The sequence below is a fragment of the Streptomyces justiciae genome (genome assembly GCF_015163075.1).
GTDB classification, from domain to species: Bacteria; Actinomycetota; Actinomycetes; order Streptomycetales; family Streptomycetaceae; genus Streptomyces; species Streptomyces justiciae.
In genome coordinates, this window is record NZ_JADDXU010000020.1 from 82,124 (window position 1) to 106,214 (window position 24,091).

The 24,091-nt window shown below is 70.9% G+C and carries 27 protein-coding genes; 16 read left to right on the forward strand and 11 right to left on the reverse strand.

Translation table 11 applies throughout. The features are described from left to right. Positions 1–21 precede the first annotated feature (21 nt). Positions 22–420: an SRPBCC family protein gene (locus IQ210_RS39105; protein ID WP_194084020.1), complete on the forward strand. Its 399-nt coding sequence runs from the start codon at positions 22–24 to the stop codon at positions 418–420. On the opposite strand, the gene IQ210_RS39110 is transcribed toward IQ210_RS39105, so the two are convergent. Together IQ210_RS39110 and IQ210_RS39115 are read right to left on the reverse strand one after the other, a co-directional pair. Beyond that, complete coding sequence (locus IQ210_RS39110) at positions 407–1,384, reverse strand: isopenicillin N synthase family dioxygenase (RefSeq protein WP_194084021.1); 978 nt, start codon at positions 1,382–1,384, stop codon at positions 407–409. The two genes, IQ210_RS39105 and IQ210_RS39110, sit on opposite strands and share 14 nt — an antisense overlap. Then, positions 1,377–1,820: a nucleoside deaminase gene (locus IQ210_RS39115; RefSeq protein WP_194084022.1), complete on the reverse strand. Its 444-nt coding sequence runs from the start codon at positions 1,818–1,820 to the stop codon at positions 1,377–1,379. Before IQ210_RS39115 ends, IQ210_RS39110 begins: the two co-directional genes overlap by 8 nt. Positions 1,821–1,938: 118 nt before the next feature. Here IQ210_RS39115 and IQ210_RS39120 point away from each other — a divergent pair, with 118 nt between their 5' ends. Continuing rightward, positions 1,939–3,252, forward strand: coding sequence for a PucR family transcriptional regulator (locus tag IQ210_RS39120; protein ID WP_194084023.1), 1,314 nt, complete (start codon positions 1,939–1,941; stop codon positions 3,250–3,252). Here IQ210_RS39120 and IQ210_RS39125 read toward each other — a convergent pair. The 3 genes from IQ210_RS39125 to IQ210_RS39135 all read right to left on the reverse strand — a co-directional run bounded on the left by IQ210_RS39125 (position 3,210) and on the right by IQ210_RS39135 (position 6,356). Next, the gene (locus IQ210_RS39125; RefSeq protein ID WP_194084024.1) at positions 3,210–4,118 is read right to left on the reverse strand and encodes a transglutaminase-like domain-containing protein; all 909 of its coding nucleotides are present in this window, start codon (positions 4,116–4,118) and stop codon (positions 3,210–3,212) included. The two genes, IQ210_RS39120 and IQ210_RS39125, sit on opposite strands and share 43 nt — an antisense overlap. A 96-nt stretch (positions 4,119–4,214) precedes the next feature. After that, positions 4,215–5,669, reverse strand: a complete 1,455-nt coding sequence (gene argG / locus IQ210_RS39130; protein WP_109497821.1) for an argininosuccinate synthase — start codon at positions 5,667–5,669, stop codon at positions 4,215–4,217. A gap of 90 nt (positions 5,670–5,759) precedes the next feature. Continuing rightward, complete coding sequence (locus tag IQ210_RS39135; protein WP_194084025.1) at positions 5,760–6,356, reverse strand: TetR/AcrR family transcriptional regulator; 597 nt, start codon at positions 6,354–6,356, stop codon at positions 5,760–5,762. 97 nt (positions 6,357–6,453) lie between these two features. Here IQ210_RS39135 and IQ210_RS39140 point away from each other — a divergent pair, with 97 nt between their 5' ends. Further along, positions 6,454–7,197, forward strand: coding sequence for an LppU/SCO3897 family protein (locus IQ210_RS39140; protein ID WP_194084026.1), 744 nt, complete (start codon positions 6,454–6,456; stop codon positions 7,195–7,197). Positions 7,198–7,235: 38 nt separating this feature from the next. Then, positions 7,236–8,906, forward strand: a complete 1,671-nt coding sequence (locus IQ210_RS39145) for a serine/threonine-protein kinase (RefSeq protein ID WP_194084087.1) — start codon at positions 7,236–7,238, stop codon at positions 8,904–8,906. On the opposite strand, the gene IQ210_RS39150 is transcribed toward IQ210_RS39145, so the two are convergent. Then, on the reverse strand, positions 8,903–9,874 hold the full coding sequence (locus IQ210_RS39150) for a quinone oxidoreductase family protein (protein WP_194084027.1): 972 nt from the start codon (positions 9,872–9,874) through the stop codon (positions 8,903–8,905). The genes IQ210_RS39145 and IQ210_RS39150 overlap by 4 nt on opposite strands. Positions 9,875–9,990: 116 nt before the next feature. On the opposite strand from IQ210_RS39150, the gene IQ210_RS39155 reads away from it, so the two are divergent. Together IQ210_RS39155 and IQ210_RS39160 are read left to right on the forward strand one after the other, a co-directional pair. Further along, on the forward strand, positions 9,991–10,317 hold the full coding sequence (locus IQ210_RS39155) for an ArsR/SmtB family transcription factor (RefSeq protein ID WP_194084028.1): 327 nt from the start codon (positions 9,991–9,993) through the stop codon (positions 10,315–10,317). A 37-nt stretch (positions 10,318–10,354) separates the two neighbouring features. After that, positions 10,355–10,963 carry a hypothetical protein gene (locus tag IQ210_RS39160; RefSeq protein ID WP_228049289.1) on the forward strand — a complete coding sequence of 203 codons (609 nt, stop codon included), beginning with the start codon at positions 10,355–10,357 and terminating at the stop codon, positions 10,961–10,963. Here IQ210_RS39160 and IQ210_RS39165 read toward each other — a convergent pair. Beyond that, positions 10,945–12,342, reverse strand: a complete 1,398-nt coding sequence (locus tag IQ210_RS39165; RefSeq protein WP_194084029.1) for a purine-cytosine permease family protein — start codon at positions 12,340–12,342, stop codon at positions 10,945–10,947. The two genes, IQ210_RS39160 and IQ210_RS39165, sit on opposite strands and share 19 nt — an antisense overlap. A 169-nt stretch (positions 12,343–12,511) precedes the next feature. Between IQ210_RS39165 and IQ210_RS39170 the strand changes: the two genes are divergently transcribed. Continuing rightward, the gene (locus tag IQ210_RS39170; protein WP_194084030.1) at positions 12,512–13,462 is read left to right on the forward strand and encodes a DMT family transporter; all 951 of its coding nucleotides are present in this window, start codon (positions 12,512–12,514) and stop codon (positions 13,460–13,462) included. On the opposite strand, the gene IQ210_RS39175 is transcribed toward IQ210_RS39170, so the two are convergent. Then, the gene (locus IQ210_RS39175; RefSeq protein ID WP_194084031.1) at positions 13,359–14,243 is read right to left on the reverse strand and encodes a LysR family transcriptional regulator; all 885 of its coding nucleotides are present in this window, start codon (positions 14,241–14,243) and stop codon (positions 13,359–13,361) included. The two genes, IQ210_RS39170 and IQ210_RS39175, sit on opposite strands and share 104 nt — an antisense overlap. A 1-nt stretch (position 14,244) precedes the next feature. Next, positions 14,245–14,559 carry a PLD nuclease N-terminal domain-containing protein gene (locus IQ210_RS39180; RefSeq protein ID WP_194084032.1) on the reverse strand — a complete coding sequence of 105 codons (315 nt, stop codon included), beginning with the start codon at positions 14,557–14,559 and terminating at the stop codon, positions 14,245–14,247. A gap of 87 nt (positions 14,560–14,646) precedes the next feature. Here IQ210_RS39180 and IQ210_RS39185 point away from each other — a divergent pair, with 87 nt between their 5' ends. The 9 genes from IQ210_RS39185 (at position 14,647) to IQ210_RS39225 (ending at position 21,797) form a co-directional block, all read left to right on the forward strand. Continuing rightward, positions 14,647–16,098 (forward strand): menaquinone biosynthesis decarboxylase, encoded by a 1,452-nt coding sequence (locus IQ210_RS39185; protein WP_194084033.1) that lies wholly within the window; start codon positions 14,647–14,649, stop codon positions 16,096–16,098. Beyond that, positions 16,095–16,997 (forward strand): menaquinone biosynthesis prenyltransferase MqnP, encoded by a 903-nt coding sequence (gene mqnP / locus IQ210_RS39190; RefSeq protein ID WP_132799786.1) that lies wholly within the window; start codon positions 16,095–16,097, stop codon positions 16,995–16,997. The genes IQ210_RS39185 and mqnP overlap by 4 nt, the downstream gene beginning before the upstream one ends. Positions 16,998–17,049: 52 nt before the next feature. Continuing rightward, positions 17,050–17,706, forward strand: coding sequence for a UbiX family flavin prenyltransferase (locus tag IQ210_RS39195; protein ID WP_194084090.1), 657 nt, complete (start codon positions 17,050–17,052; stop codon positions 17,704–17,706). A gap of 90 nt (positions 17,707–17,796) precedes the next feature. Then, a complete protein-coding gene (locus IQ210_RS39200) occupies positions 17,797–18,252 on the forward strand; it encodes an Lrp/AsnC family transcriptional regulator (RefSeq protein ID WP_079306730.1) in 456 nt (151 codons plus the stop codon). Positions 18,253–18,302: 50 nt separating this feature from the next. Next, positions 18,303–19,466, forward strand: a complete 1,164-nt coding sequence (gene mqnE / locus IQ210_RS39205; protein ID WP_194084034.1) for an aminofutalosine synthase MqnE — start codon at positions 18,303–18,305, stop codon at positions 19,464–19,466. Between the two features lie 25 nt (positions 19,467–19,491). Continuing rightward, positions 19,492–20,142 carry a UdgX family uracil-DNA binding protein gene (locus IQ210_RS39210; RefSeq protein WP_194084035.1) on the forward strand — a complete coding sequence of 217 codons (651 nt, stop codon included), beginning with the start codon at positions 19,492–19,494 and terminating at the stop codon, positions 20,140–20,142. A 28-nt stretch (positions 20,143–20,170) separates the two neighbouring features. After that, complete coding sequence (locus tag IQ210_RS39215; protein ID WP_194084036.1) at positions 20,171–20,692, forward strand: GNAT family N-acetyltransferase; 522 nt, start codon at positions 20,171–20,173, stop codon at positions 20,690–20,692. A 112-nt stretch (positions 20,693–20,804) separates the two neighbouring features. After that, positions 20,805–21,104: a DUF4229 domain-containing protein gene (locus IQ210_RS39220; protein ID WP_194084037.1), complete on the forward strand. Its 300-nt coding sequence runs from the start codon at positions 20,805–20,807 to the stop codon at positions 21,102–21,104. Positions 21,105–21,152: 48 nt separating this feature from the next. Continuing rightward, entirely contained in the window at positions 21,153–21,797 is a 645-nt protein-coding gene (locus IQ210_RS39225) for a TetR/AcrR family transcriptional regulator (RefSeq protein WP_194084038.1), read from the forward strand. 151 nt (positions 21,798–21,948) lie between these two features. On the opposite strand, the gene IQ210_RS39230 is transcribed toward IQ210_RS39225, so the two are convergent. Next, complete coding sequence (locus IQ210_RS39230) at positions 21,949–22,794, reverse strand: MaoC family dehydratase (RefSeq protein ID WP_194084039.1); 846 nt, start codon at positions 22,792–22,794, stop codon at positions 21,949–21,951. Then, positions 22,794–24,059, reverse strand: a complete 1,266-nt coding sequence (locus IQ210_RS39235) for a 3-oxoacyl-ACP reductase (protein ID WP_194084040.1) — start codon at positions 24,057–24,059, stop codon at positions 22,794–22,796. The genes IQ210_RS39230 and IQ210_RS39235 overlap by 1 nt, the downstream gene beginning before the upstream one ends. Between the last annotated feature and the right edge of the window lie 32 nt (positions 24,060–24,091).

Here is a 24,091-nt window from a genome sequence, read left to right on the forward strand (position 1 = left end):
GTCACGCGTCACGCTGGTGTCATGACCGGATCTGTCGAACAGGGCACCAGTCAGACCCACGGGAACACGCGCATCCTCCACTTCCTGGTACGGCTGTCCCGGCCCATGGAGGACGTCTGGCCGGCCGTGGCGACGCCGGACGGGCTCGCGGGGTGGTGCACCCGCGTCGAGGTGCTGGAACCCCGGCTCGGCGGTGCGGTCACCTTCGGTGAGCTGGGTGCCGGGCAGGTCACCGCGTGGGACGTGGACCGCGTCGCCGAGTACACGGTGGAGGGCGGGCGGCTCAGGTTCCATCTGGAGCGGGACGGGGAGGACGGCAGCGCGCTCCGCTTCACCCATGAGTTCCAGGGCGAGGGCCCGGCCGAGCCGCTCTGGCGGGATCGCTTCGAGCGGCTCGTCGACGTGCTCAGTCGACCGTGATCGAGTCCAGCTGGGCCCGCAGATACACGTGCGAGTCCACCGGCTCGTACGCCACCCGCCCGATCGGCGCCGGCACCGACTCCACCCGGGTGCCCGGGGTGCACTCGCCGAAGTAGACCAGGGACATCAGCTCCTCGGCGGGCGCGTCCGCGGGCGGCGGGAGGACGCGGTGACGGCCGGAGCGCCAGCGGTCGCCGGTCCAACGGGCCATCAGGTCACCGATGTTGATGGTGAAGGCGTCGGGGTCGAAGGGCGCGTCCTCCCAGCCGACCCCTCCAACCGCAGGGTCTGTCCAGACCTGCAACCCGCCCTTCCCCGCCTGCCGGTCGAGGATCGTCACCGTGCCGAAGTCGGTGTGCGGGCCGATCCGGAACTGGCCGGGTTCCGGCTCGCCGACGACCTCGGTCCCCGGGTACCAGTTGATGTTGAAGCCGTAGGTGGGGTGGTCCATGTGGCGGGAGAAGAAGTCCGGTTCCAGGCCCAGGGCCTCGCCGAGCAGGGAGAGCAGTTCCTTCTCCAGGTCGGCCATCTTCCCCAGGTACTCCTCGCACAGCCTCCGCAGCTCCGGCACCTCCGCGGGCCAGACGTTCGGCGCGTACCACTCCGCGTTGACCACCGGGTCCTCGAAGGGCTCGTGGGTCGCGAAGGTGAGGGACTCCTTCAGGTCCGGCGGGGTCTCGGTGCCCTCGGAGTAGCCGTTGGCCTCCGCTCCGGGGCCGAGCCAGCCGCGGCCGCCGACCTTCGCCTCGTACGCCTGCTTGACGTCGACGGGAAGCCGGAAGAAGGTGCGCGCGGCCTCGCGGATGCGGGTGCGCAGGGCCGGGTCGACGCCGTGGCCCGTGACGAGCAGGAACCCGGCCGTCTGGAGGGCCTCGTCCACGGTGCGGGCGATGCCGGCGCGGGCCTCGGGGTCGCCGGCGAGCCAGGGCCTGAGGTCGATGGTGGGGATACGGGGGTCAGACACCGATGTCCTCGTTCCAGAGAGCCGGGTTCTTGTCGATGAAGTCGCGCATCATCGCGATGCACTCGGGGTCGTCGAGGAGCACGATCTCCACGCCGTGCTCGGCCAGCCAGTCGTGTCCGCCATGGAAGGTGGCCGCCTCGCCGACCACCACCCGCGAGATGCCGAACTGCCGGACCAGACCGGAGCAGTACCAGCAGGGAGAGAGGGTCGTGACCATCGTCGTGCCCCGGTAGGAGCGCTGTCTGCCCGCCGCGCGGAACGCCGCCGTCTCCGCGTGCGTCGACGGGTCGTCGTCCTGGACGCGCCGGTTGTGGCCCCGGCCGAGGAGCGTGCCGTCGGCGCCGTAGAGCGCGGCGCCGATCGGGATGCCGCCCTCGGCGAGACCGGCGCGGGCCTCGGCCACGGCGGTCGCCAGCCACGTACGGAAAAGATCCATGCCCTCACTCTGCTGCCGCGGAAACACCAGGGCAACGTGCGGAAAGTACTCTCCGGGCAGCCCGCGGCCCGACGAACTGTCGGGCGGCCCACAGCCGGACAACTGTCGGGAGGCGCGCATGCCCGCACTCACCCTCCGCGAGATCCTGGCCCTCGACCCCGTCCGCGCCACCGAACCCGAGCTGCTCGCCGGCGCCGGGGGCCTGGACCGGCCCGTGCGGTGGGTCCACTCCAGCGAGGTGTACGAGGGGGCCAACTTCCTCGACGGCGGCGAGCTGCTCCTCACCAACGGCTTCGGGCTCACGGACGCCGACGAGGAGGTGCGCCGCCGGTACGTCCGCGAGGTCGCGGCGCGGGGCGCGGCCGGGCTCGCGGTGGAGGTCGGACGGTCGCTGCCCGCGATGCCGGCCGAGGTCACCGACGAGGCCCGCCGCCTCGGACTGCCGCTGCTCGCCCTGCGCCGGGTGGTGCCCTTCGTACGGATCACGGAGGCCGCCAACCGGGCGATCGTGGCCCGTGGACTGTCGGGGCGCACGGTCGTACGGCCCTTCGGCGACGACCACACCGCCGCCCTGCTGGCCGACCTCGCCGACCGGGCGGCGCTGAACCAGCCCGAGGTCGAGGCGCGGGCGGCGCTGGCCGGGTTCCACCCGGGTCCGGGGGCGCGGCTGCTCGGGGTGTCCGTGCACGGGGCGCGGGATGCGGGGGTGGTGGACCGGGCGGTACGGCAGCTCGGCGGGGCCGGGGTGTTGCGCGCGGTGTTCCCGGCGGACGTACTGGCGCTGCTCGCGCTGCCCGGCACGCGGTCGGGCGACCTCCCAGGCCCCCGGTCCGGCGATCTCGTGCGGGCCGTCCAGGACGCCTTCCGTACCGTCGCCGAACCCGGGTCCACGGTCGCCGTGGGGCACGCGGTCGCCGCGGGCGGCGGCTGGCTGCGCTGGAGCGACACGCTGCGCGCGGCCCGTACGACGCTGGAGCTGGCCCTGACCGTGCCGGCCGCCGAACCGGCCGCCCCCGACGGCCCGTTGGTGACCTCGTCGAGGGCCCTGGCCCTGGAGCGGGAGCTGACCCGGGGCGGGGTGGACGCCAACCGGGAACGCCTCGCCGGGATGGTCCAGGCCGCCCTGGGCCCGCTCCTGGAGTGGGAGGCGGTCCATGCCAGCGACCTCGTACGGACGTTGGAGGTCCATCTCCGCAACGGCTGCTCCCCGACCCGCACCGCGGCCCTGCTGCACATCGGCCGGCAGTCCCTCTATCAACGCCTCGAACGGATCGAGTCGTTGCTGGGTCTTGAGGTCGGCGACCCGGATCTGCTGGGCGAGTTGCTGGCGGCGGCCTGTGCGCACCGGGTGGTCCGGGGCCGGGCGGGGGAGCGGCCGGTGGCCGTGGTTCAGCGCAGGGTGACGGCGCTGGGGCCGTTGAAGGGCGCGTAGCAGGTCACCGTCGGCGGGGTGCGCAGGATGTCGTCCGCGGTGAACAGCTCACGGGCGGCGGCGAAGGAGACGGTGCCGCTGACGACGGGGGCGACTCGGTCGTAGAACACCCGCGACTCCTCCGGCAGCGGGGTGCCGGGCTCGCCCTCGTCCTCGCCCCACACGTCCCACAGCAGGGTCTCGACCTTGTTGAGCGCGGCGAGGTCGAGGCGGATGTTGCCGGCGACGAAACGCTCGCCGTGGAACGGGCCCTCCGCGGGCGGGTGGAGCCCGAACCTCCGCTCGTCGGCGCCCTGTTCACGGATCGCCCGCCAGGCCTCGCCCGCGACGAGGAAGCGGTCGCGCGGGATGTCCATCGGGTCGAAGTCGACGTGGTGGTGGGCGGGATCGGCGAGTTGGGGATCGGCGAGCAGCCAGGTGCCGCGGTCCGTGTCCCAGTACTCGGTGACGACGTGGTCGACGTGGAAGCCGTCGCCGCGGAAGTAGTCGGCGAACCCCGAACGGGTGCGGGCCGGGATGCCGTGGTGGCGCAGGAACGAGGTGTGCAGGAGGGCGAAGTCCCGGCAGGTGCCCACGAAACGGTCGGCGGGGGCCCGGCGTTCGGGGAGCGGGGCCGGGTCGCGGTCGGCGAGAATCCGCAGGATGTCGTCGACGTAGCGGGTCTCGGCGTCGTTGTGGAGCCGGTCGGTCGGATGGCGGTGGCCGAACATGGCGTCCTCGCCGCGGTGGATCAGCAGGTCGCGGGAGATGCGGGCGAGTTGAGCGACGTCTGGCGGTAAGTCGGCGTAGAGGGCGGTCAGTTCGCCCGGGTCGGAGAACGTGCTCTGGGTGGCGTAGAAGGCGAGTGCCTCCTGGGTCTCAGGCATGACCGGACAGTGCCAAAATTCGGCACAAAATGTCCAGACGCCGGAAAGGCCGGCCCCGTTTCGGGGACCGGCCTTCAAGGCATTCAGGCGACTGCGTCAGTCCGTGCCGGACTCCATCGCCGCGCGGTCCAGCAGGGCCTCGTCCTCGGAGACCTCGCCGCGGGAGGCGATGGCCTCGGCGCCGCCCTCGGGGAGTTCCGGCATGGTGCCGATGAGGCCGGTCGCGGCGGCCTGGGAGGCGCCGATGGTGGGGCTGCCGGTGCCGATCAGGCCGAGGCCGACGTACTGCTCCAGCTTGGCGCGGGAGTCGGCGATGTCGAGGTTGCGCATGGTCAGCTGGCCGATGCGGTCGACGGGGCCGAAGGCCGAGTCCTCGGTGCGCTCCATGGAGAGCTTGTCCGGGTGGTACGAGAACGCCGGGCCGGTCGTGTCGAGGATCGAGTAGTCCTCGCCGCGCCGCAGCCGCAGGGTGACCTCGCCGGTGATCGCCGCGCCGACCCAGCGCTGGAGCGACTCGCGGATCATCAGCGCCTGCGGGTCCAGCCAGCGGCCCTCGTACATCAGCCGGCCGAGGCGGCGGCCCTCGATGTGGTACTGGGCGAGGGTGTCCTCGTTGTGGACGGCGTTGACGAGACGCTCGTACGCGGCGTGCAGGAGGGCCATGCCCGGGGCCTCGTAGATGCCGCGGCTCTTGGCCTCGATGATCCGGTTCTCGATCTGGTCGGACATGCCCAGGCCGTGGCGGCCGCCGATGGCGTTGGCCTCCATGACCAGGTCGACCGCCGTGGCGAACTCCTTGCCGTTGATCGTGACCGGCCGGCCCTGCTCGAAGCCGATCGTCACGTCCTCGGTGGCGATCTCGACCGACGGGTCCCAGAACTTGACGCCCATGATCGGGTCGACCGTCTCAAGACCGGTGTTCAGGTGCTCCAGGGTCTTCGCCTCGTGCGTGGCGCCCCAGATGTTGGCGTCGGTGGAGTACGCCTTCTCGGTCGAGTCCCGGTAGGGCAGGCCGTGGGCGACCAGCCACTCCGACATCTCCTTGCGGCCGCCGAGCTCCGTGACGAAGTCCGCGTCCAGCCAGGGCTTGTAGATGCGCAGGTGCGGGTTGGCGAGCAGGCCGTAGCGGTAGAACCGCTCGATGTCGTTGCCCTTGAAGGTCGAGCCGTCGCCCCAGATCTGGACGTCGTCCTCCAGCATCGCCCGCACCAGCAGCGTGCCGGTGACGGCACGGCCCAGCGGCGTGGTGTTGAAGTACGCGCGCCCGCCGGAACGGATGTGGAACGCGCCGCACGTCAGCGCGGCCAGGCCCTCCTCGACCAGCGCCGCGCGGCAGTCGACCAGGCGCGCGACCTCGGCGCCGTACGCCTTGGCGCGGCCGGGCACCGAGGCGATGTCGGGCTCGTCGTACTGGCCGATGTCGGCGGTGTAGGTGCAGGGGACGCTGCCCTTGTCGCGCATCCACGCGACCGCGACGGAGGTGTCGAGGCCGCCCGAGAAGGCGATGCCGACGCGCTCGCCGACGGGGAGGGAGGTGAGGACCTTGGACATAGGAAGATTATGCATCGCGATGCATGGTCATGCAAACCCCGTGCTGGAGTGGTCCCCGTCACGTCCCCGTCACGTCCCCGTCCTGCCCCCTCACTCTCCCGCGACCGACCTCCAGATACGTTCCGGCAAGATCCGCATCGCCTCGTCCAGATCCACGTCGTCGATCCCGGACAGCCAGCGCCTCGCCACCCCGATCACCGGCCCCATCACCAGCGACTCGATCAGCCCGAGCGGCAGCGCGGCCAGCTCCCCCGACGTCACCCGCGGCTCGATCCACAGCGCGAACGGTGAAAGCCGCGCCTCCTGGGCGTCCCGAAGCTCCTTGCCGTGCGCCATCCCCCGCCGGTCGGCGAGCGGGGAGTGCAGCAGCAGGGCCGCGTCGTGGTGTTCGCGGACGAAGGCGAGATACGTCCGCACGAGCGCCCGGATGCCCGAGCGGGCGGTACGGGTCTGCTGCAACGCCGTGGCCAGCTCGCCCAGCAGCCGGCCCAGCCAGCGGTGCATCAACGCGTCCGTCAGTCCGTTGATGCTGCCGAAGTGGTGGTAGAGGCTGCCGAGGCTGACGCCGCTCGCCTTGGTGATCGCGGTGACGGTCAGGCCCTGCTCGCCCGACTCCGCGTACACCCGCAGCGCGGCGTCCAGGAGCAGCTCGACCGTGGCCTCGCCGCGTTGTTGCTTGGGGCTCATCGCGGCCAGAGTAGAACACGCGCTTTCTGAAGTGAATTTCTAGAAAAGATCTCCAATTCGCCCGCGCGGGCCCAGGTGTGACCTCCACACTCGTCCTGTGTCGCAACAGGAGACCTCCATATCGCTGACGCCGCAGCAGGCCGCTGTCGGCGCCGTCGTCACCGTGCCACTGCCCTCCGGCGCCGTCCGGGTCCGCATCCCGCCCGCGCGGGACGGCGACCTCGTACGGCTGTGGGTCGGGCAGCAGGAGGTGCTGCTGCGCGTCCGGGTCACCCCTGGCGCGGCGGGCGGGACCGGTGCGGGGAAGTGGGTGGCGGTCCTCGCGGTCGCGGCACTCGTGGTGTTCGTCGCTGTCGTCGCCAACGGGGGAGGCGACGACAGCGCGGACGACGCGTCGCCGTACAGCTCGTACAGCGGGTACAGCTCGCCGTCGTACTCGTACTCGGGGACGTACGAGCCGTACACGGATGACCCGTACTCCGAAGACCCCTACACCGAGGACCCGTACTCCGAGGACCCGTACGACTACGGCACGGACGACCCGTACGCCGAGGAGACCGAGACCGAGGCGCCCGACCCCTACACCTCCGGTACCTGCCTCAACGGCACGCTCCCCGACTCCACGACCGCGCAGGAGGTCGACGACGTCGAGGAGGTCGACTGCTCGGCGTCGGACGCGCACTACCAGGTGATCCAGACGATCCCCTTCAGCTCCGACATGAGCCAGTGCAACGCCAACCCGCGGACGCAGTACGCCTTCTCGTACCGCTACACCCTCAACGGGACGGCCATCAACGAGTACGTCTACTGCCTCGTCGGCCTGGGGGCATACGCCCGGTGAGCGAAGAGAACAGCGAAGAGAACATCGAGAACAACGCCATGGTGGAGCCGCTCACCGGCGACGACCCCCGGGCCATCGGGCCGATCCCGCTCGTCGGGCGGCTCGGCGCCGGTGGCATGGGCCGGGTCTATCTCGGCGTCCACGAGGGCCGGTACGTCGCCGTCAAGCAGGTCCTGCCCTCGATCGTCGGCGAGGACAAGAAGTTCCTGCGCCGCTTCGGCCAGGAACTGGACAACCTGGCGTCGCTGCCCGCCGGCGCCACCGCCCCGCTCCTCGCGAGCGACCCCACCGCCCAGCCGCCGTGGTTCGCCACCGCGTACGTCCCCGGCCTCACCCTCGGCGAGGCCCTCGACGCGCACGGCGGCCCCCTGCCCGCCGACGCCCTGTGGCTGCTGCTGCGGGAGGCGGTGAAGGGGCTGGCGGCGGTGCATGCGCTGGACATGGTGCACCGGGACCTCAAGCCGTCCAACGTCATGCTGACCCTCGACGGCCTCACCCTCATCGACTTCGGCGTGGCCCGCGCCGCCGAGCAGAGCCAGCTCACCAGCACCGGCCTGGTGGTCGGCACCCCCGCCTACATGTCGCCCGAACAGGCCTCCGGGGCAAGGAGGTTGACCGGCGCGGTCGACATCTTCGCCCTCGGTTCGGTCGTCGCGTACGCGGCGTGCGGGCGGCCGCCCTTCGGCGAGGAGTCCGGGCACGGGGTGCTGTACCGGATCGTGCACGAACAGCCCGACCTCACGCCCCTGCGCGACCTGGACCCGGACCTCGCCGAGGTCGTCGCCCTCTGCCTCGACAAGGACCCCGAGGGCCGGCCGACGGCGGCGGAGCTGCTGCGGCAGTTCGAGGGCGTGCCCGTGCCGTCGGCGTGGCCGGCGTCCGTCGCCGAGCGGCTGGCCGAGCGGGCGGCGTTCGCCGCGGACGTGCCGGAGCTCGCCCCGCCGCCGGTCCGCACCCCGACCCTGCCCGACGTGAAGCCGGCGCCGACGGCCTCGGACCGCCGCGGGCGCCGCCGTACGCGGGTGTTCCTCGCCGTCGTCCCGGTGGTGATCGTGGCCGGTGGCACGACCCTGGCCATCCAGCACCTGCCGTACACGTCCGCACCGGAGAGCGAGGGGCGGGCCACGCCCTCGGTCACTGTCTCGGCCGAGGCCTCCCCGTCCGTGTCCGTGTCGGCGTCCGCGTCCGAGGCGAGCCCCAAGGGCAGGACATCGCCGTCGCCCAGCAAGTCCAAGGCGTCGGACCGACGGGAGAAGGGCGGCTCGGGAGGCGCTGACAGCGGGAGCGGTTCCGGCGGTTCCGGCACGGTGGACGACGCCAACGACTCGTCGTCCTCCGGCTCGTCCTCGTCGTCCTCGGGCTCGTCGTCCTCCGGTTCCTCGTCCTCCGGTTCGACCACCGGCTCCCCGCCGCCGAACCTGACGAGCTACCGGCTCGACTACGTGAACTCCTGCGTCGGAGCCTGTGACATGCCGATCAAGGTGAGCTGGTCGGCGGTCTCCCGCGCGACCCGCTACGACATCCACTACACCAACAAGGGCAGCAACTTCACCGCCAAGGACGTCGACACCGTCTACTCCACCGGCGGCACCAGCTACACCATCAACGGCCCGTACTCGGGCGACGAGGTCTGCATCACGGTGCGCGCGGCCAACAAGTACGGCGCGTCCGCCTGGGCGGAGACCTGGTGCGACACGGTGGCCTACTAGCCGGCCACCCTCAGCAGCAGCTTCCCCGTGCTCGTCCGCGCCCCCATCAGCCGGTGCGCCTCCGCCGCCTCCTCCAGGTCGAACTCGGCGGTGACCGGCAGGCTGACCGTCCCGTCGACGACCTTCGTGAACGCCCGCTCGGCCAGCGCCCGGAGCTCGTCCGGGGCGGTCCGGGCCAGGGTGAGGATGGAGAAGCCGCCGACCGTGACGCCGTACGGGTACAGCTCGGGCTGCCCCACGCTCCACGCCTCCGCCCCGCTCGCGTTACCGAAGGAGACCAGGCGTCCGAAGACGGCGAGCGAGGCGAGGCCGGCGCGCAGGGTGTCCCCGCCGACCGGGTCCAGGACGAGGTCGACCCCGCGGCCGTCCGTCGCCGCCCGCACCGGCTTCTCGAAGTCGCCGACGAAGACCTCGTCGTACCCGTACTCCCGCGCGTAGTCGGCCTTCGCGGCGCTCGACACCACGCCGTACACCGTGCCGCCGGCCGCCTTCGCCAACTGCCCGACCACCGTGCCGACACCGCCCGCCGCGCCCTGCACGAGCACGCTCTCGCCGGGCTGGAGCCGGCCCACGGAGTGGACCAGGGCGTACGCCGTCGGCAGCACCGTCGGCAAGGTCGCGGCCGTGCGCAGGTCCACGCCGGACGGGACCGGGAAGACGGTCGCCACGTCCGCCACGGCCACGTCCGCGTAGGCGCCGCCCTCGGTCAGCGCGGTGACCTCCTGGCCGACACTCAGGCCGGTCACCCCCTCGCCCAGCGCCCGGACCCGCCCGGAAACCTCCAGACCGGGCACGAACGGCAGCCGCGGCACCCGGTACCCCGAGTCCCGCGCCTTGAGGTCGGCGAAGTTGATCCCCGCGTACGCCACGTCCACGCTCACCTGCCCGGGGCCGGGGTCGGGGACCTCCGCCTCGACGACCTCGAGGACCTCGGGACCGCCGTACTCCTGGAACTCGATCGCGCGCATGCCACACACCCCGTTCTGGGCCGCTCAAACTGTTCAATGAGAAGCGAACACTCGAGACTGTATGGTTTTCATCGAACACTCGCAAGCGTCAGCGTCATCGTCATCGGGAGGACAGCATGGCCACCGGTACCAGTCATCGGGCCGCCCCCGAGCACACCCACCCCGACGACGTCCCGGTGCTGACCGCGCTCGCCGCCCTCGCCGACCCCGTACGGGCCCAGTTGGTGCGGGAGCTGGCCGGCTCCGAGGACTGGTCGCGCAGTTGCGGCACCTTCGACGTCCCCGTGGGCAAGGCGGCCAAGAGCCATCACTTCGCGGTGTTGCGCGCCGCCGGGTTGGTGGAGCAGCGCGACGAGGGGCCCAGGCGGGTCAACCGGCTGCGGCGCGAGGAGTTCGACGCCCGGTTCCCGGGGCTGCTGGAGCTGGTGCTGCGGGGCGACTGAGGGTGAACCTCCCGGCCCACTCCCGCGTCACAGTCGTATGAGGAACCGCAGCTGGATTCTGGCGGCCGTGGCCACCGCCGGTGTGGTGGTGGGGGCGGCCCTGTACGTCGACGCGTCGGAGACCGGGCACGCGGACATCGACGTCGCGGCGACCGTCTCGCCCTCGCCGCCCGCCGAGGACTGGTGCGTCGGCACCCGGACGAGCCCACCGGACGGCGACGCCCCCGACGACAGCCCCCTCAACCGCACCCTCGCCCGCATCGACAAGCTCGCCGCGGGCAGGTACGCCGACGTCTACACCGGCATGGGCGTCGACGAGGACGCGGGCGCCGCCGACGTCTGGCGCATCCCCTCCGACGACTTCGACACTGCCGTCTGCGACGCCGCCGAGAAGGGCGTGAAGCTGCGGCTGCACCCCGCCGACGTCGACCGCAGGACCCTCGACGCCCTCGCCGAGCGGATCAGCGAGGACATGACCCGCTGGGACGCCACCTTCCAGATGCGTGAAGTCGGGGTCGACGAGCGGGGGTTCGTGCATGTCGGCGTCGACGACCCGAAGAAGGCCGAACCCCTCATCGAGAAGGAGTTCGGCCCCCGGAACATCAAGGTGGAGTACGTCGATCAGGCCTACGCGGCCGAGGACTGAGGCGCCTTCGCCCTCCGGAGCACCGCGTACAGCCCCGCGCTCACCACGAACCCGACCAGGCAGGTGATGTCCCCGAAGGACGGCCACCTCTCCGGCACCCATCCCACGTACTTCTCCTGGTTGGAGAAGAGCGGCACGGACACCGCGATGCCGATCAACAGGGCCGTGACACCGGGCCAGTTGGAGAAGCCCCGGTCGGTCAGCCGCCCCGCCAGTTCGTCCACCGGCGTCCGCGACCGCGCCCACCGCTCCACCAGCACCACGCCCAGCCACGGCCCCACCCAGTACGCGATCACCAGCAGGAACGCCTCGTACGCGTGCCCGGCGTCCGCGAGCGACGCCCACGCCGCGCCCGTACCGGCGAGCCCGCACAGCACCACGATCGCGCTCCGCCCCAGCCATGCGGGCAGCTTCAGGCCGAGCGAGGTGATCGACATGGCGGAGGAGTAGACGTTGAGCGCGTTCGCCGACACCGCGCCCAGGATGATGGCCAGCAGGACCAAGTTGCTCAGCCAGCCCGGCAGATGGCCCGTGAACGCCGCCGTCGGGGTCGCGCCGTCCGGCGCCACGATCGTCGCCGACGCCGCGCCGATGACCGAGACGACCGCGATGGACACGAACAGGCCCACCGCCGGGTAGACGACCGTCTGCAACCTGCTTGCCGTACGCGGGAGATAGCGCGAGTAGTCCGACGCACCGGGGTTCCAGCCCGCCGCGTACCCCCAGGCCGTGCTGAACGCCAGCAGGAAGCCGCCGATGCCGCCACCCGCCCCCGCGCTCAGGTCACCGGCCTCCTTGAAGGTCCACACCCCGGCCAGCAGGAAGATCACCGCGAGCGCCGGGAACGCGTACTTCTCGAAGGCGTGCACGAAGTTGTGGCCGATGAAGCCGATCACGATCTCGGCGGCGACCACGATCAACAGGGACGGCAGCGGACGCAGGTCCGTCAGCGTGTTCAGCGCGAAAGCGGCGCTCACACTGTTCACCGCGAACCAACCGACGCCCGCGACAAGGGCGTTCACACCGGAAGGCAGCAGGTTCCCGCGGTACCCGAACGCGAACCGGCCGATCGCCATCTGCGGGACGCCGAAGCGGGGACCGTCCAGCGACAGCACCCCCTGCGTCAGCGAACCCAGGGCCGTCCCCAGCAGCAGCGCCGCCGTGGCCTCCCAGAAGCTCAGCCCGAAGAACAGCACCGAGATCACGCCGATGTAGACCGTCGCGAACTCGATGTTCGGGGACGCCCACGTCCACAGCAGTTGCAGGGGGCTACCGTGGCGCTCGGCGTCGGGGATCGGCTCCGAGCCGGCCGTCTCGACGGCGATGACCTTGTCGCCGTACTCGGGGGCGGCCGTGCCGGCCGTGGTGGCAGTCGTCATGCGAGGTAAGTGTCCGGTCCCGGCGGCCCGCCCGACAGGGGCGCATTGTCCGCTTCGGAAGCCTCACCGGCGTACAACCTGCACGCATCGAAGACGCCGATGGGGTCATCGGCAGAACCCCCCACTGGCGCGTGGACCTGCACCGATGCCCGCTCCTACCGTCAGGGGCATGACCTCCGACAGCAAGGGCATCGCCCAGCTCACGACCGCCATGATCCTCTCCGGCACCCTCGGCGTCTTCGTCGTCGAGTCGGGCGCCTCCCCCTTCGACGTGGTCTTCTTCCGCGTGGTCTTCGGCGCCCTCGCGCTCGGAGGCTACGTGCTGGCCCGCGGCTGGCTCCGTGACCACGGCTTCACCCCGCGCACCCTCGGACTCGCCGTCCTGGGCGGCGTGTTCATCGTCTTCAACTGGGTGTTCCTCTTCGAGTCGTACGAGAACACCTCGATCTCCGTGGCGACGGTCGTCTACCACACCCAGCCGTTCTACGTCGTGCTGCTGGGCGCCCTCCTCTTCCGCGAACGCCTGACGGCCGCGAAGGCGGGCTGGATCGGCCTGGCCTTCGCGGGCCTGATCCTCGTCTCGGGCGTCACGCCAGGCGACTTCACCAGCGGCGGCACGTATCTCCTCGGCGTCGGCCAGGCGCTCCTCGCCGCCCTCCTTTACGGCCTGTCGACTCTGGTGACCAAGCGCATCACTGGAGTACGACCCCATCTCATCGCTCTGGTCCAAGTCCTCGTCGGCATCCCGCTGTTGCTGCCCTTCGCCGACTTCGGCGCGATGAGCGGCACGAGCGCGAGCGACTGGGGCTGGCTGGTCGGGCTCGGCTTCATCCACACCGGGCTGATGTACGTCCTGATGTACGCCGCCTACGCCCAGCTGCCACTGTCGAAGATCGCCGTTCTGGCCTTCGTCTACCCGGCCGTCGCGATGGGCATGGACTGGGCGGTGTACGGCCACCACATCGGCCTCGTCCAGGCGCTGGGCGTCCCGCTGATCGTGCTGGCGAGCCTCAAGGTCACCCTTGCTCGGACACCAGTTTCCGTGCCTGCTCCGCGAACAGCCGCACATGCGCCGGCAGCCGCTTCCCGGACCGCCACGCGAGCTGCGTCCGGAGCGTGAACGGCGGCTCCCAGTCCAGTCGTGCGAGAGAGCCCTCCGCGAGTTCGGCGGCGACCGTGATCTCCGGCAGCAGCGCGATGCCGAGACCGGCCGCCGCCGCGCGTTTCGTGGCCTCGATGGTGCCGAACTCCATGAAGTCGACCGGTCCACCGAGGGAGTTGAGCTCCTGCTCGAACAAGTCCCGGTAGGCGCAGCCCGGTTCGGTGGCCAGGAGGGGCTGGTGCAGGAGATCGGCGGTCGCCAACTCCCGTCCCTTGAGCGCGTGTTCCGGCGCCGCCACCAGCGCCAGCGGTTCCACCGCCAGCACCTCGCTCTCCAGGCCCGGATGCGCGGTCTCCGCCTCCATCAGGAAGCCCACGTCGTACGTGCCCTGCCGCAGCGCCTGCCGGGTCTCGTCACCGAGAGTCGTGCGCAGCGACAGCCGTATCTTCGGATAGCGGTGGTGGAAGAGTTCGAGGAGCGGCGGCAGCCGGTACGAGGTCAGCGACTCCATGGTGCCGACGGCGAGCGTGCCGGAGGGATCCTCGGCGTCGGTCACGGCCGCCCGCGCCTCCTCGCTCAGCTCGATGATCTGGCGGGCGTACGGCAGCAGCCGCTCCCCGGCCTCCGTGAGCCGGATGCGGCTGCCGAGCCGGTCGAACAACTCCACGCCGAGCGAGTCCTCCAGGGCGCGGATCTGGCTGGTGACGCTGGACTGGGCGTAGTTCAGCTCGGCCGCCGCCCGGGTGAAGCTGAGCACCCCGGCGACCTTCTCGAAGGTGACCAGCAGCCGCAGCTCCACGTCAGGGCTCGTCCCGCTTCTTCCGGTCGTGGTCGTCGTCCTCGTCGAGGGACTTCAGGAACTCGGGGTTGTCGTCGGGCGCGACCCAGCGCTGCGACTGGCCGGCCCGGGCGCCGGACCAGCCCTCGGCGGCCAGGCTCCGCTTCTTGCCCGCGATCATCCAGGAGATCGAGCCCACCAGCGGGAACAGCAGCACGAGGATCGCCCACAGCGGCTTGGGCATGTGCCGTACGTCCTCGTCCTGCGTGCTGATGCAGTCGATGAACGCGTAGATGCTCAGCGCCAGCGGCACGAGGAACATCAGCACCCGGAGCATGGGGCCCTCCCACGGGACGGTCGTCGGGGCCGCGATCACAGCCCCCAGGTACAGGGCCAGGGTAGCCCGTACCGGATACTGGGACGCATGGCTTACGACGATCTTCGCTCGCTGCTCAGGGCCCTGGAACGCGAGGGCGACCTCAAGCGCGTCAAGGCCGAGGTCGACCCGTATCTGGAGGTCGGGGAGATCGTCGACCGGGTCAACAAGGCCGGCGGCCCCGCGCTCCTCTTCGAGAACGTGAAGGGCTCCTCGATGCCCCTCGCGATGAACGTCTTCGGTACCGACCGGCGGCTGCTGAAGGCGCTGGGCCTGAAGTCGTACGGCGACATCTCGGAGAAGATCGGCGGGCTGCTGCGCCCCGAACTGCCGCACGGCTTCGTGGGCGTGCGGGAGGCCTTCGGCAAGCTCGGCGCGATGACGCACGTACCGCCGAAGAAGGTGAAAGAGGCTCCCGTCCAGGAGGTCGTCCTCACCGGCGACGACGTCGATCTGGACGACCTGCCCGCGCTGTTCACCTGGCCGCAGGACGGCGGCTCCTTCTTCAACCTGGGCCTGACCCACACCAAGGACCCGGAATCCGGCATCCGCAACCTCGGCCTGTACCGGCTCCAGCGCCACGACAAGCGCACGATCGGCATGCACTGGCAGATCCACAAGGACAGCCGGAACCACTACCAGGTGGCGGCGCGGCGGGGCGAGCGCCTGCCGGTCGCGATCGCCTTCGGCTGCCCGCCGGCCGTGACGTACGCGTCCACCGCGCCGCTCCCCGGTGACATCGACGAGTACCTGTTCGCCGGGTTCATCTCCGGCAAGCGGATCGAGATGGTCGACTGCAAGACGGTGCCGTTGCAGGTCCCGGCGCAGGCCGAGGTCGTCATCGAGGGCTGGCTGGAGCCGGGCGAGATGCTGCCCGAGGGCCCCTTCGGCGACCACACCGGCTTCTACACCCCGCAGGAACCCTTCCCCGCGCTGAAGATCGACTGCGTGACGATGCGGAAGCGGCCGCTGCTTCAGTCGATCGTCGTAGGCAGGCCTCCTACGGAGGACGGACCCCTGGGCCGGGCAACCGAACGCTTCTTCCTCCCCCTGCTGAAGATCATCGTGCCGGACATCGTGGACTACCACCTGCCCGAAGCGGGCGGATTCCACAACTGCGCGATCATCTCGATCGACAAGAAGTACCCCAAGCACGCCCAAAAGGTGATGCACGCTGTGTGGGGCGCCCACATGATGTCCCTGACGAAGTTGATCGTGGTCGTCGACTCGGACTGCGATGTCCACGACCTCCACGAGGTCGCGTGGCGGGCCCTCGGCAACACGGACTACGCGCGCGACCTGTCGGTCGTCGAAGGACCGGTCGACCACCTCGACCACGCCTCCTACCAGCAGTTCTGGGGTGGCAAGGCGGGGATCGACGCGACGCGGAAGTGGCCCGAGGAGGGCTACACCCGCGACGGCGGCTGGCCGGACATGGTGGTGTCCGACCCGGAGACGGCGGCGAAGGTCGACCGCCGCTGGAAGGAGTACGGCCTGTGAGTTCCGCGTCTGCCGCGATCCCCCAGCCGGGACGGACGAAGGCGTTCCTGCGCCTGGTCATGATCGAGCACTCGGTGTTCGCGCTGCCCTTCGCCTACATCGCGGCGCTCACCGCGATGTTCGAGTGGGACAAGAACATCCACTGGGGCCGGCTGCTCCTTGTCACCATCTGCATGGTCGGCCTGCGCACCTTCGCCATGGCGGTCAACCGGATCATCGACCGGGAGATCGACGCGCGGAACCCGCGCACGGCCCACCGCGAGCTGGTGACCGGCGCGATGTCGGTGAAGCACGCGTGGACCGGCGCGCTGGTGGCCGTCGTCGTCTTCCTGGGCTCGGCGGCCCTGCTGAACCCCCTGTGCCTGGCCCTCGCCCCGGTCGCCGTCATCCCGATGGTGGTCTACCCCTACGGCAAACGCTTCACGAACTTTCCGCAGGCCATCCTCGGTCTCGCCCAGGCGATGGGCCCGGTCGGCGGCTGGCTGGCGATCACCGGCGAGTGGTCCTGGGACGCGGTGCTCCTCGGCCTCGCGGTCGGCATCTGGATCGGCGGCTTCGACCTGATCTACGCCTGCCAGGACGTCGAGACCGACCGAGAGATCGGCGTCATGTCGGTCCCGGCCCGCTTCGGTATCCCGGCGGCGATCTGGGGCGCGCGGGTGTGCCACGCCCTGACCATGGGGTTGCTGGTCTGGTACGCGGTGGCGACGGACGCGGGCGGGTTCTTCTGGGTCGGCCTGATGATCGTCGCGGCGGCCTTCGTCTACGAGCACAACATCGTCCGCCCGCATGACCTGTCCCGCCTGAACAGGGCGTTCTTCAGCGTCAACGGCTTCATCGGTATCGCCCTGTTCGTGTGCGCGCTGCTGGACCTGCTGGTCCGGGGGCTGACCGTCTGAGGATCCGCTCCACCGGTACGCTCAAGATGTGAACGCAGGAGAAACGCAGCGCGTGCCTTGGATCGTGGGGGTGTCCGGAGCTTCCGGGACGCCGTACGCGGCTGCGGTGCTGCGGGCGCTGCTGGAGGCGGGGGAGAGCGTCGACCTGGTCGTCAGCAGGGCCTCGCGGCTGACGCTGCTCGACGAGACCCAGATCGCCTTCAGGGACGCGCACTGGCAGGACGACCTGCGGGAATGGCTGGCCAGGGGGGCCGACGGCAAGCCGGGGACGTTCGACGTGGACGTCGAGCGGGTGCGGTACTGGGCCGCCGGTGACCTCGCGGCCGGGCCGTCCTCGGGGTCGTATCCCGTCAAGGGCATGCTGATCGTGCCCGCCTCCACCGCCTGCGTCGCCGGAGTCGCTCTCGGGCTCTCCAAGGACCTGCTCCAGCGCGCCGCGAGCGTGACCCTGAAGGAACGCCGCAAGCTCGTCGTCGCCGTACGGGAGACCCCCTTGAACGGCCAGACGCTGCGGCACCTCGTCACCCTCGACGACCTCGGCGCCACCGTCGTCCCCGCCTCACCCGCCTTCTACGCCGGCGCCACCCACATCCAGGACCTCGTCGACTTCGTCGCCGGACGGGTCCTCGACGCGGCGGGGGTCGAGCACCGGCTGTACCGGCGTTGGAAGGGCGAACTCGGCGGCGGGTCCGGAACCCGCACGACGTAGACGCCATCTGAGCAAGTCGCAGTACCTCTCATCACTTCGGGAACTTTCGGGATCTCATCGGGATCCTCTTCAGCGGAAGGCTTCGATCGCATGGACGCGGTGGACAGGCAGCTCATCCAGGCCCTGAGGGAGAACGGCCGGGCCTCCTACGCGGAGCTGGGCCGCCTCGTCGGTCTGTCGGGACCCAGCGTCACCGACCGCATCAACCGTCTTGAGGCGGCCGGTGTCATCACCGGCTACCGCGCCACCGTCGACGCCGCCTCGCTCGGCCTCGGCGTCACCGCCCTCATCGGCATCTCCCTCTCCGACGCCGCCGACCACGAGGACGTGGCCCGCCGGATGAAGGACCTCCCCGAGATCGAGGACTGCTGGTTCATCGCGGGCGACGACTCGTTCATGCTCAAGGTGCGGGCCAGCGACGTCGACGGCCTGGAGAAGATCATCCGGCGGCTCAGCGGGACGAAGGGCGTCTCCCGGACCCGTACCACCATCGTGCTCTCCACGAAGTGGGAGAACCGGGTCGGAGAGCTTCCCGAAGAGGCGTAGCCGTACGGTTGTCGAAGTCGTCGGAGTTGTCGGAGAAGGGTGTGACCCCCATGGACGTCGGGCTCAAGCGTGAGCTGGAGCAGAAGGTCAGGGCCGGTGAGCGGCTGACCCGCGAGGACGGCATCGCGCTGTACGAGTCGGACGACCTGGCCTGGCTGGGCGGTCTCGCGCACGAGGTGCGCACCCGCAAGAACGGTGACGTGGTCCACTTCAACGTCAACCGGCACCTCAACATGACCAACGTGTGCACCGCCTCCTGCGCCTACTGCTCCTTCCAGCGCAAGCCGGGGGAGAAGGACGCGTACACGATGCGCATCGAGGAGGCGGTGAAGCTCGCCAAGGCGATGGAGGGCGAGAACCTCACCGAGCTGCACATCGTCAACGGGCTGCACCCCAATCTGCCGTGGCGCTACTACCCGCGGTCGCTGCGCGAGCTGAAGGCCGCGCTGCCGGACGTGTCGCTGAAGGCCTTCACGGCGACCGAGATCCACCACTTCGAGACGATCTCCGGGCTGAGCGCGAGCGAGATCCTGGACGAGCTGATCGACGCCGGTCTTGAGTCCCTCACCGGTGGTGGCGCCGAGATCTTCGACTGGGAGGTCCGGCAGCACATCGTGGACCACAAGACCCACTGGGAGGACTGGTCCCGTATCCACCGGCTGGCGCACGAGAAGGGGCTGAAGACCCCGTGCACCATGCTGTACGGCCACATCGAGGAGCCGCGGCACCGGGTGGACCACGTGCTGCGGCTGCGTGAGCTCCAGGACGAGACCGGGGGCTTCCAGGTCTTCATCCCGCTGCGCTACCAGCACGACTTCGTCGACATGAAGGACGGGAAGGTACGCAACCGGCTCCAGGCCCGCACCCAGATGGCGACGGGTGCGGAGGCGCTGAAGACGTTCGCGGTGTCGCGGCTGCTGTTCGACAACGTTCCGCACGTCAAGGTCTTCTGGGTCATGCACGGTGTGCAGACCGCGCAGCTGGCGTTGCTGCATGGTGCTGATGACATGGACGGGTCGGTCGTCGAGTACAAGATCACCCACGACGCGGACAACTTCGGCACGCCGAACAAGCTGACTCGGGATGATCTGCTGGATCTGATCCGGGACGCGGGGTTCCGGCCGGTGGAGCGGAACACTCGGTACGAGGTGATTCGGGAGTACGACGGGCCTGACGCGGGGCGTCGGGAGTCGCCTCAGCCGATGAGGCTTTGACGGCTGGGTGGGGTACCCGGCAGGCATGGTCAGTACCAAGGCTCCTGAGGATGCCTATACCGCCGAACCCTTCGTTCCTGACCGTGGTGGGCTGCCTGCGCTCCGCCGGGCTGCCGCTGAGTGCCGGGGCTGCCCACTGCACCGCGACGCCACTCAGACCGTCTTCGGGGACGGCAACGCCCACGCCCGCGTGATGCTCGTAGGCGAACAACCCGGTGATCAGGAGGACCGGCAGGGGAAACCCTTCGTCGGGCCTGCCGGGAAGCTGCTCGATCGGGCGCTCGCCGAGGCCGGGATCGATCCGGGGGACGCGTACGTCACCAACGCCGTGAAGCACTTCAAGTTCACGCAGGCCGAGCCCCGTAAGCGGCGTATTCACAAGGCGCCCAGTCTGCGGGAGATGACCGCCTGCGGGCCGTGGTTGGCGGCGGAACTGGCCGTCGTCGAGCCGGAGTTGATAGTCGTCCTCGGGGCCACCGCGGGGAAGGCGTTGCTCGGGTCGTCGTTCCGGGTGACGCAGGTGCGGGGGACCGTGCTGGAGGAGGAGATCCACGGCCGGAACGAGCGGCTGGTGCCGACCGTGCACCCGTCGTCCGTGCTGAGGTCGGACGACCGGGAGGCCGCGTACCAGGGCCTGGTCTCCGATCTGAAGGTGGCAGCCCGGGCCCTGGGGTGAGCGGAGCGCTTGCCTAGACTCGGGGGTCATGGACCTGACGTACCGCCTCGACCCCGAGCTCACCCCCGGCCTCCTCGACCAGCTGACCCGGCTGTGGGTGGACGTGAACAACGCGGGTGGGGCGGTCGGGTTCGTCGGGACGACGTCGTACGAGGACGTACGGCCGGGCGTGGACGGTTACGTCGAGTCGATCGCGGCGGGGCGGCACCGGATGCTCGCCGGGCTGGACCCCGAGGGGCGGCTGCGGGCCACGGCGTTCTTCGGGTTCAACGAGCATCGTCTCCAGCGCCACTATGCGTGGCTCTACACCGTCATGGTCGCCCCGGCGCTTCAGGGCGGAGGCCATGGGCGGGCCCTGCTGGGGGAGGCCGAGCGGCATGCGCGGGGCTTCGGCCTTGAGGCGTTGAAGCTGACCTGCCGGGGCGGGCTCGGGCTTGAGCGGTTCTACGCGGCCGCCGGGTACAAGGAGGTCGGCCGGGTGCCGGACGGGCTGCGGGTGGCGGCGGACGACTACCGCGACGACATCATGATGTGGCTCCCGCTGAGCTGAGGTCGCCGTCCCCGGACCCCCTGCAAGATCGGGGAGCGGACGTGCTTCACTGGAAGGCGCCCTTTGGGAACTTTCAGGGACACTTTCAGCCGGAACGGAAGAGTGGATTGAGATGCTCCGCTACACACTGATGCGCCTCGGGATCTTCGTGGGCTGCCTCGTGGTCGTCTGGGGCCTCGTCTACTCCGGCGTCGCCCCGCGCGGCCTCGGCGACTCCAACGGCATGTGGATCGTCCTGCTCTCCCTGGTGATCTCGGCCCCGATCAGCTTCGTCGTCCTGCGCAAGGAGCGCGACCGCGCCTCTATCCAGGTCGCCGAGCGCGTCGACCGCATGAAGTCCAACCTGGAGGCCAACCGCAACCAGGAGGACATCGCGGACGACGCGGCACGCGCCCAGGGCCAGGCGTCCTAGTCGCTCACCCAGTCCTCTCACCCCGGCGGACGTCTTAGTCTTGGCCTCATGGGTGCCGTGAAGACCAAGCGGATGCCGCGCGCGGTCCGTGAGCAGCAGATGCTGGACGCCGCCGTGCGGACCTTCGGCCGTCGTGGGTACATGGCCGCCTCCATGGACGAGATCGCCGAACTCGCCGGTGTCTCCAAGCCGTTGGTCTATCTGTACCTGAACTCGAAGGACGACCTGTTCACGGCCTGCATCCGCCGTGAGGCGCACGCGCTCACCGAGGCCGTGCGCTCCGGCGTCCGCACCGACCAGCCCGCCGACCGGCAACTCTGGGACGGGCTGCTGGCGTTCTTCACGCACACCGCCGAGAACCCCGACGGCTGGTCCGTGCTGCATCTCCAGGCCCGTATCCACGGCGAGGCGTTCGCCGCCGAGGTGGCGGCGATGCGGGAGGAGATCGTCGCGTTCGTGACGCAGCTGATCGTCGTCGCGGCGCGGGAGGCGCACCGGGACCCCGATCTCCCCGAGCGGGAGGTCGCCGGCCTCGCCGAGGCGCTGGTGGGCGCCGCCGAGTCGCTCGCCGCCTGGGCCAACGCCACGCCGGGCGTCACGGCCCGGCAGGCCGCGGCCACCCTCATGAACTTCGCCTGGGCCGGGCTGGGGGAGCTGATGGAGGGGCGGCCGTGGGCTCCGCCGGCGCCATGACACACCCTCACCGCCTCCCTCATCGGCGGCGCCGACATCGACCTCACGGACGTCGACATCCCGGACGGCGTCGAACTCATCGGCGGGGTCGACGTCCGGCGCTGAAGGGGTGGTTCAGGCCGGAGTCAGCGCCCGGTGCGCAAGGGGTCGTTCACGGCGGGGACCCGTTCACCGTTCCGGCCACGTGCAGACGGTCCCCGTCGCGCAGTTCGAAGCGGTCGCCCTCCGCCCCGTACGTCACCGTCCCCGGCAGCAGCACCGGCGCCCTGAACTCCGCCCGTACCACGCCCACTTGCGGGGTGCCGTACGCGGCGAGGCAGCGGGCCACCGTCCACATGCCGTGCGCGATGGCCCGGGGGAAGCCGAAGAGGCGGGCGGTGAGCGGGTGGAGGTGGATGGGGTTGCGGTCGCCGGACGCGGTGGCGTACCGGCGGCCGATGTCCCCGGCCAGCCGCCACTCGGCGAGTGGCGGGAGGGGCGCTGGCCCGACGCGCTCGGGCGCCGGCTCGGGTGCGGTCGGGGTGCGGTGCCGTGCCAGGTAGGTGCTGCGGGACTCCCATACGACGTCCTCGCCGACCCGCACCCCGGTGACGACCGTCGCCTCCGTGCCGCGCCGGTGCGGGGCCAACTCGGCGACGTACACGCTCAGTTCGTACACCCCCGTCGCGGGCAGCGGCCGGTGCTGGGTGATCCCGATCGACGTGTGGACCAGACCGAGCAGCGGCAGCGGGAAGCCCCGGCCGCTCATCAGCCGCATCGCCAGCGGGAAGCCGAGCACATGCGGATACGTCACCGGCAGCGCGTCGTCGCCGGTTGCGAACCCGCACACCCGCTCGTAGGCCGCGAGCCGGGCCAGGTCGACGCGCAGGGCGGGCAGCACCAGCCGGGTGCGGGGGAAGCCGGCGTCCGGGCGGGGCCGCTTGAAGGGGGACAGCAGCGCGCCCCGGGTCAGGACGGGCGCGAGGGCGGGGGAGCGGCGCAGGACGACGTCCGTCATCACGCCCCCAGCAGGCTCTGGCCGCAGACCCGTACGACCTGCCCGTTCACCGCGCCCGACGCCGGGTGCGCGAGCCATGCCGTCGTCTCGGCCACGTCGACCGGAAGGCCGCTCTGCGCGAGGGAGTTCATCCGGCGGCCCGCCTCACGGATGAGGAGCGGCACCGCGGCCGTCATCTTCGTCTCGATGAAGCCGGGGGCCACGGCGTTGACCGTCACCCCGTGCTCGGCGAGGGCGCGCGGCGCGAGCGATCGCACCAGGCCGACCACACCCGCCTTGCTGGCGCCGTAGTTGGTCTGCCCGGCGTTGCCCGCGAGCCCGGCGATGGAGGCTGTGGCGACGATCCGGCCGCCCGGCCCGAGCGTCCCCGACGACAGCAGCGCGTCGGTCGTGCGCAGCACGCTCGCCAGGTTCACCTCCAGCACCGAACTCCACCGCTCCGCGGGCATGTTGACCAGCCGACGGTCTCGGGTGATCCCCGCGTTGTGGACCAGGACGTCAAGGCCGTCGGGCAGCGCCGCCGCGATCCGTTCGCCCGCGTCGGCGGCCGTGATGTCCAGCGCGAGGGCCTCGCCGCCGAGGCGTTCGGCGAGCCTCCGGGCGTCCGCCTCGGCCTGCGGCACGTCGAGTACGACGACCCGGGCGCCGTCCCTGGCGAGCGTCTCGGCGACGGCCGCGCCGATCCCGCGCGCGGCGCCCGTCACCAGGGCGGTGCGCCCGGCGAGGGGCCGCTCCCAGTCGACGTCGTCAGGCCCGGTCCCCTCCGCCACCTCGATCACCTGGCCGCTCACATAGGCGGACTTGGGGGAGAGCAGGAAGCGCAGGGTGGACTCGGCGGCGGCGCGGTCGGTGAGCCGCACGAGATTGACCGTCCTGCCCCGGCCGATCTCCTTGCCGAGCGAGCGCGTGAAGCCCTCCAGGGCCTGCTGGGCGGCGGCCTGGTGGTGGTCGGCGGGGTCGAGGGGCGCGCCGAGGACGACGATCCGGCCGCTCACGGCGACGGACCGGACGACGGGGTGCAGGGCCGCGTGGACGTCGGCGAGGCCTTCGACGTCCCGGACGTGGGTGGCGTCGAGGACGACGGCGGCCGGGGCTGCGGCGGGGTCGGGGGCCGGTTTGCCGGCGGTGAGGTGGAGGACCTCGCCCTTCAGCGCCGGGTGCTCGGGGGACCAGCGGTGGAGTTCCGCCGGTTGCGGCAGGCCCAGGCTGCGGGTCAGGAAACGGCCGGGCGCGGTGCCGGTGAAGCGCAGATAACGGTCGGCCATGGCCGTCTCCCCACTCGGTGCTCTCTTGCTGA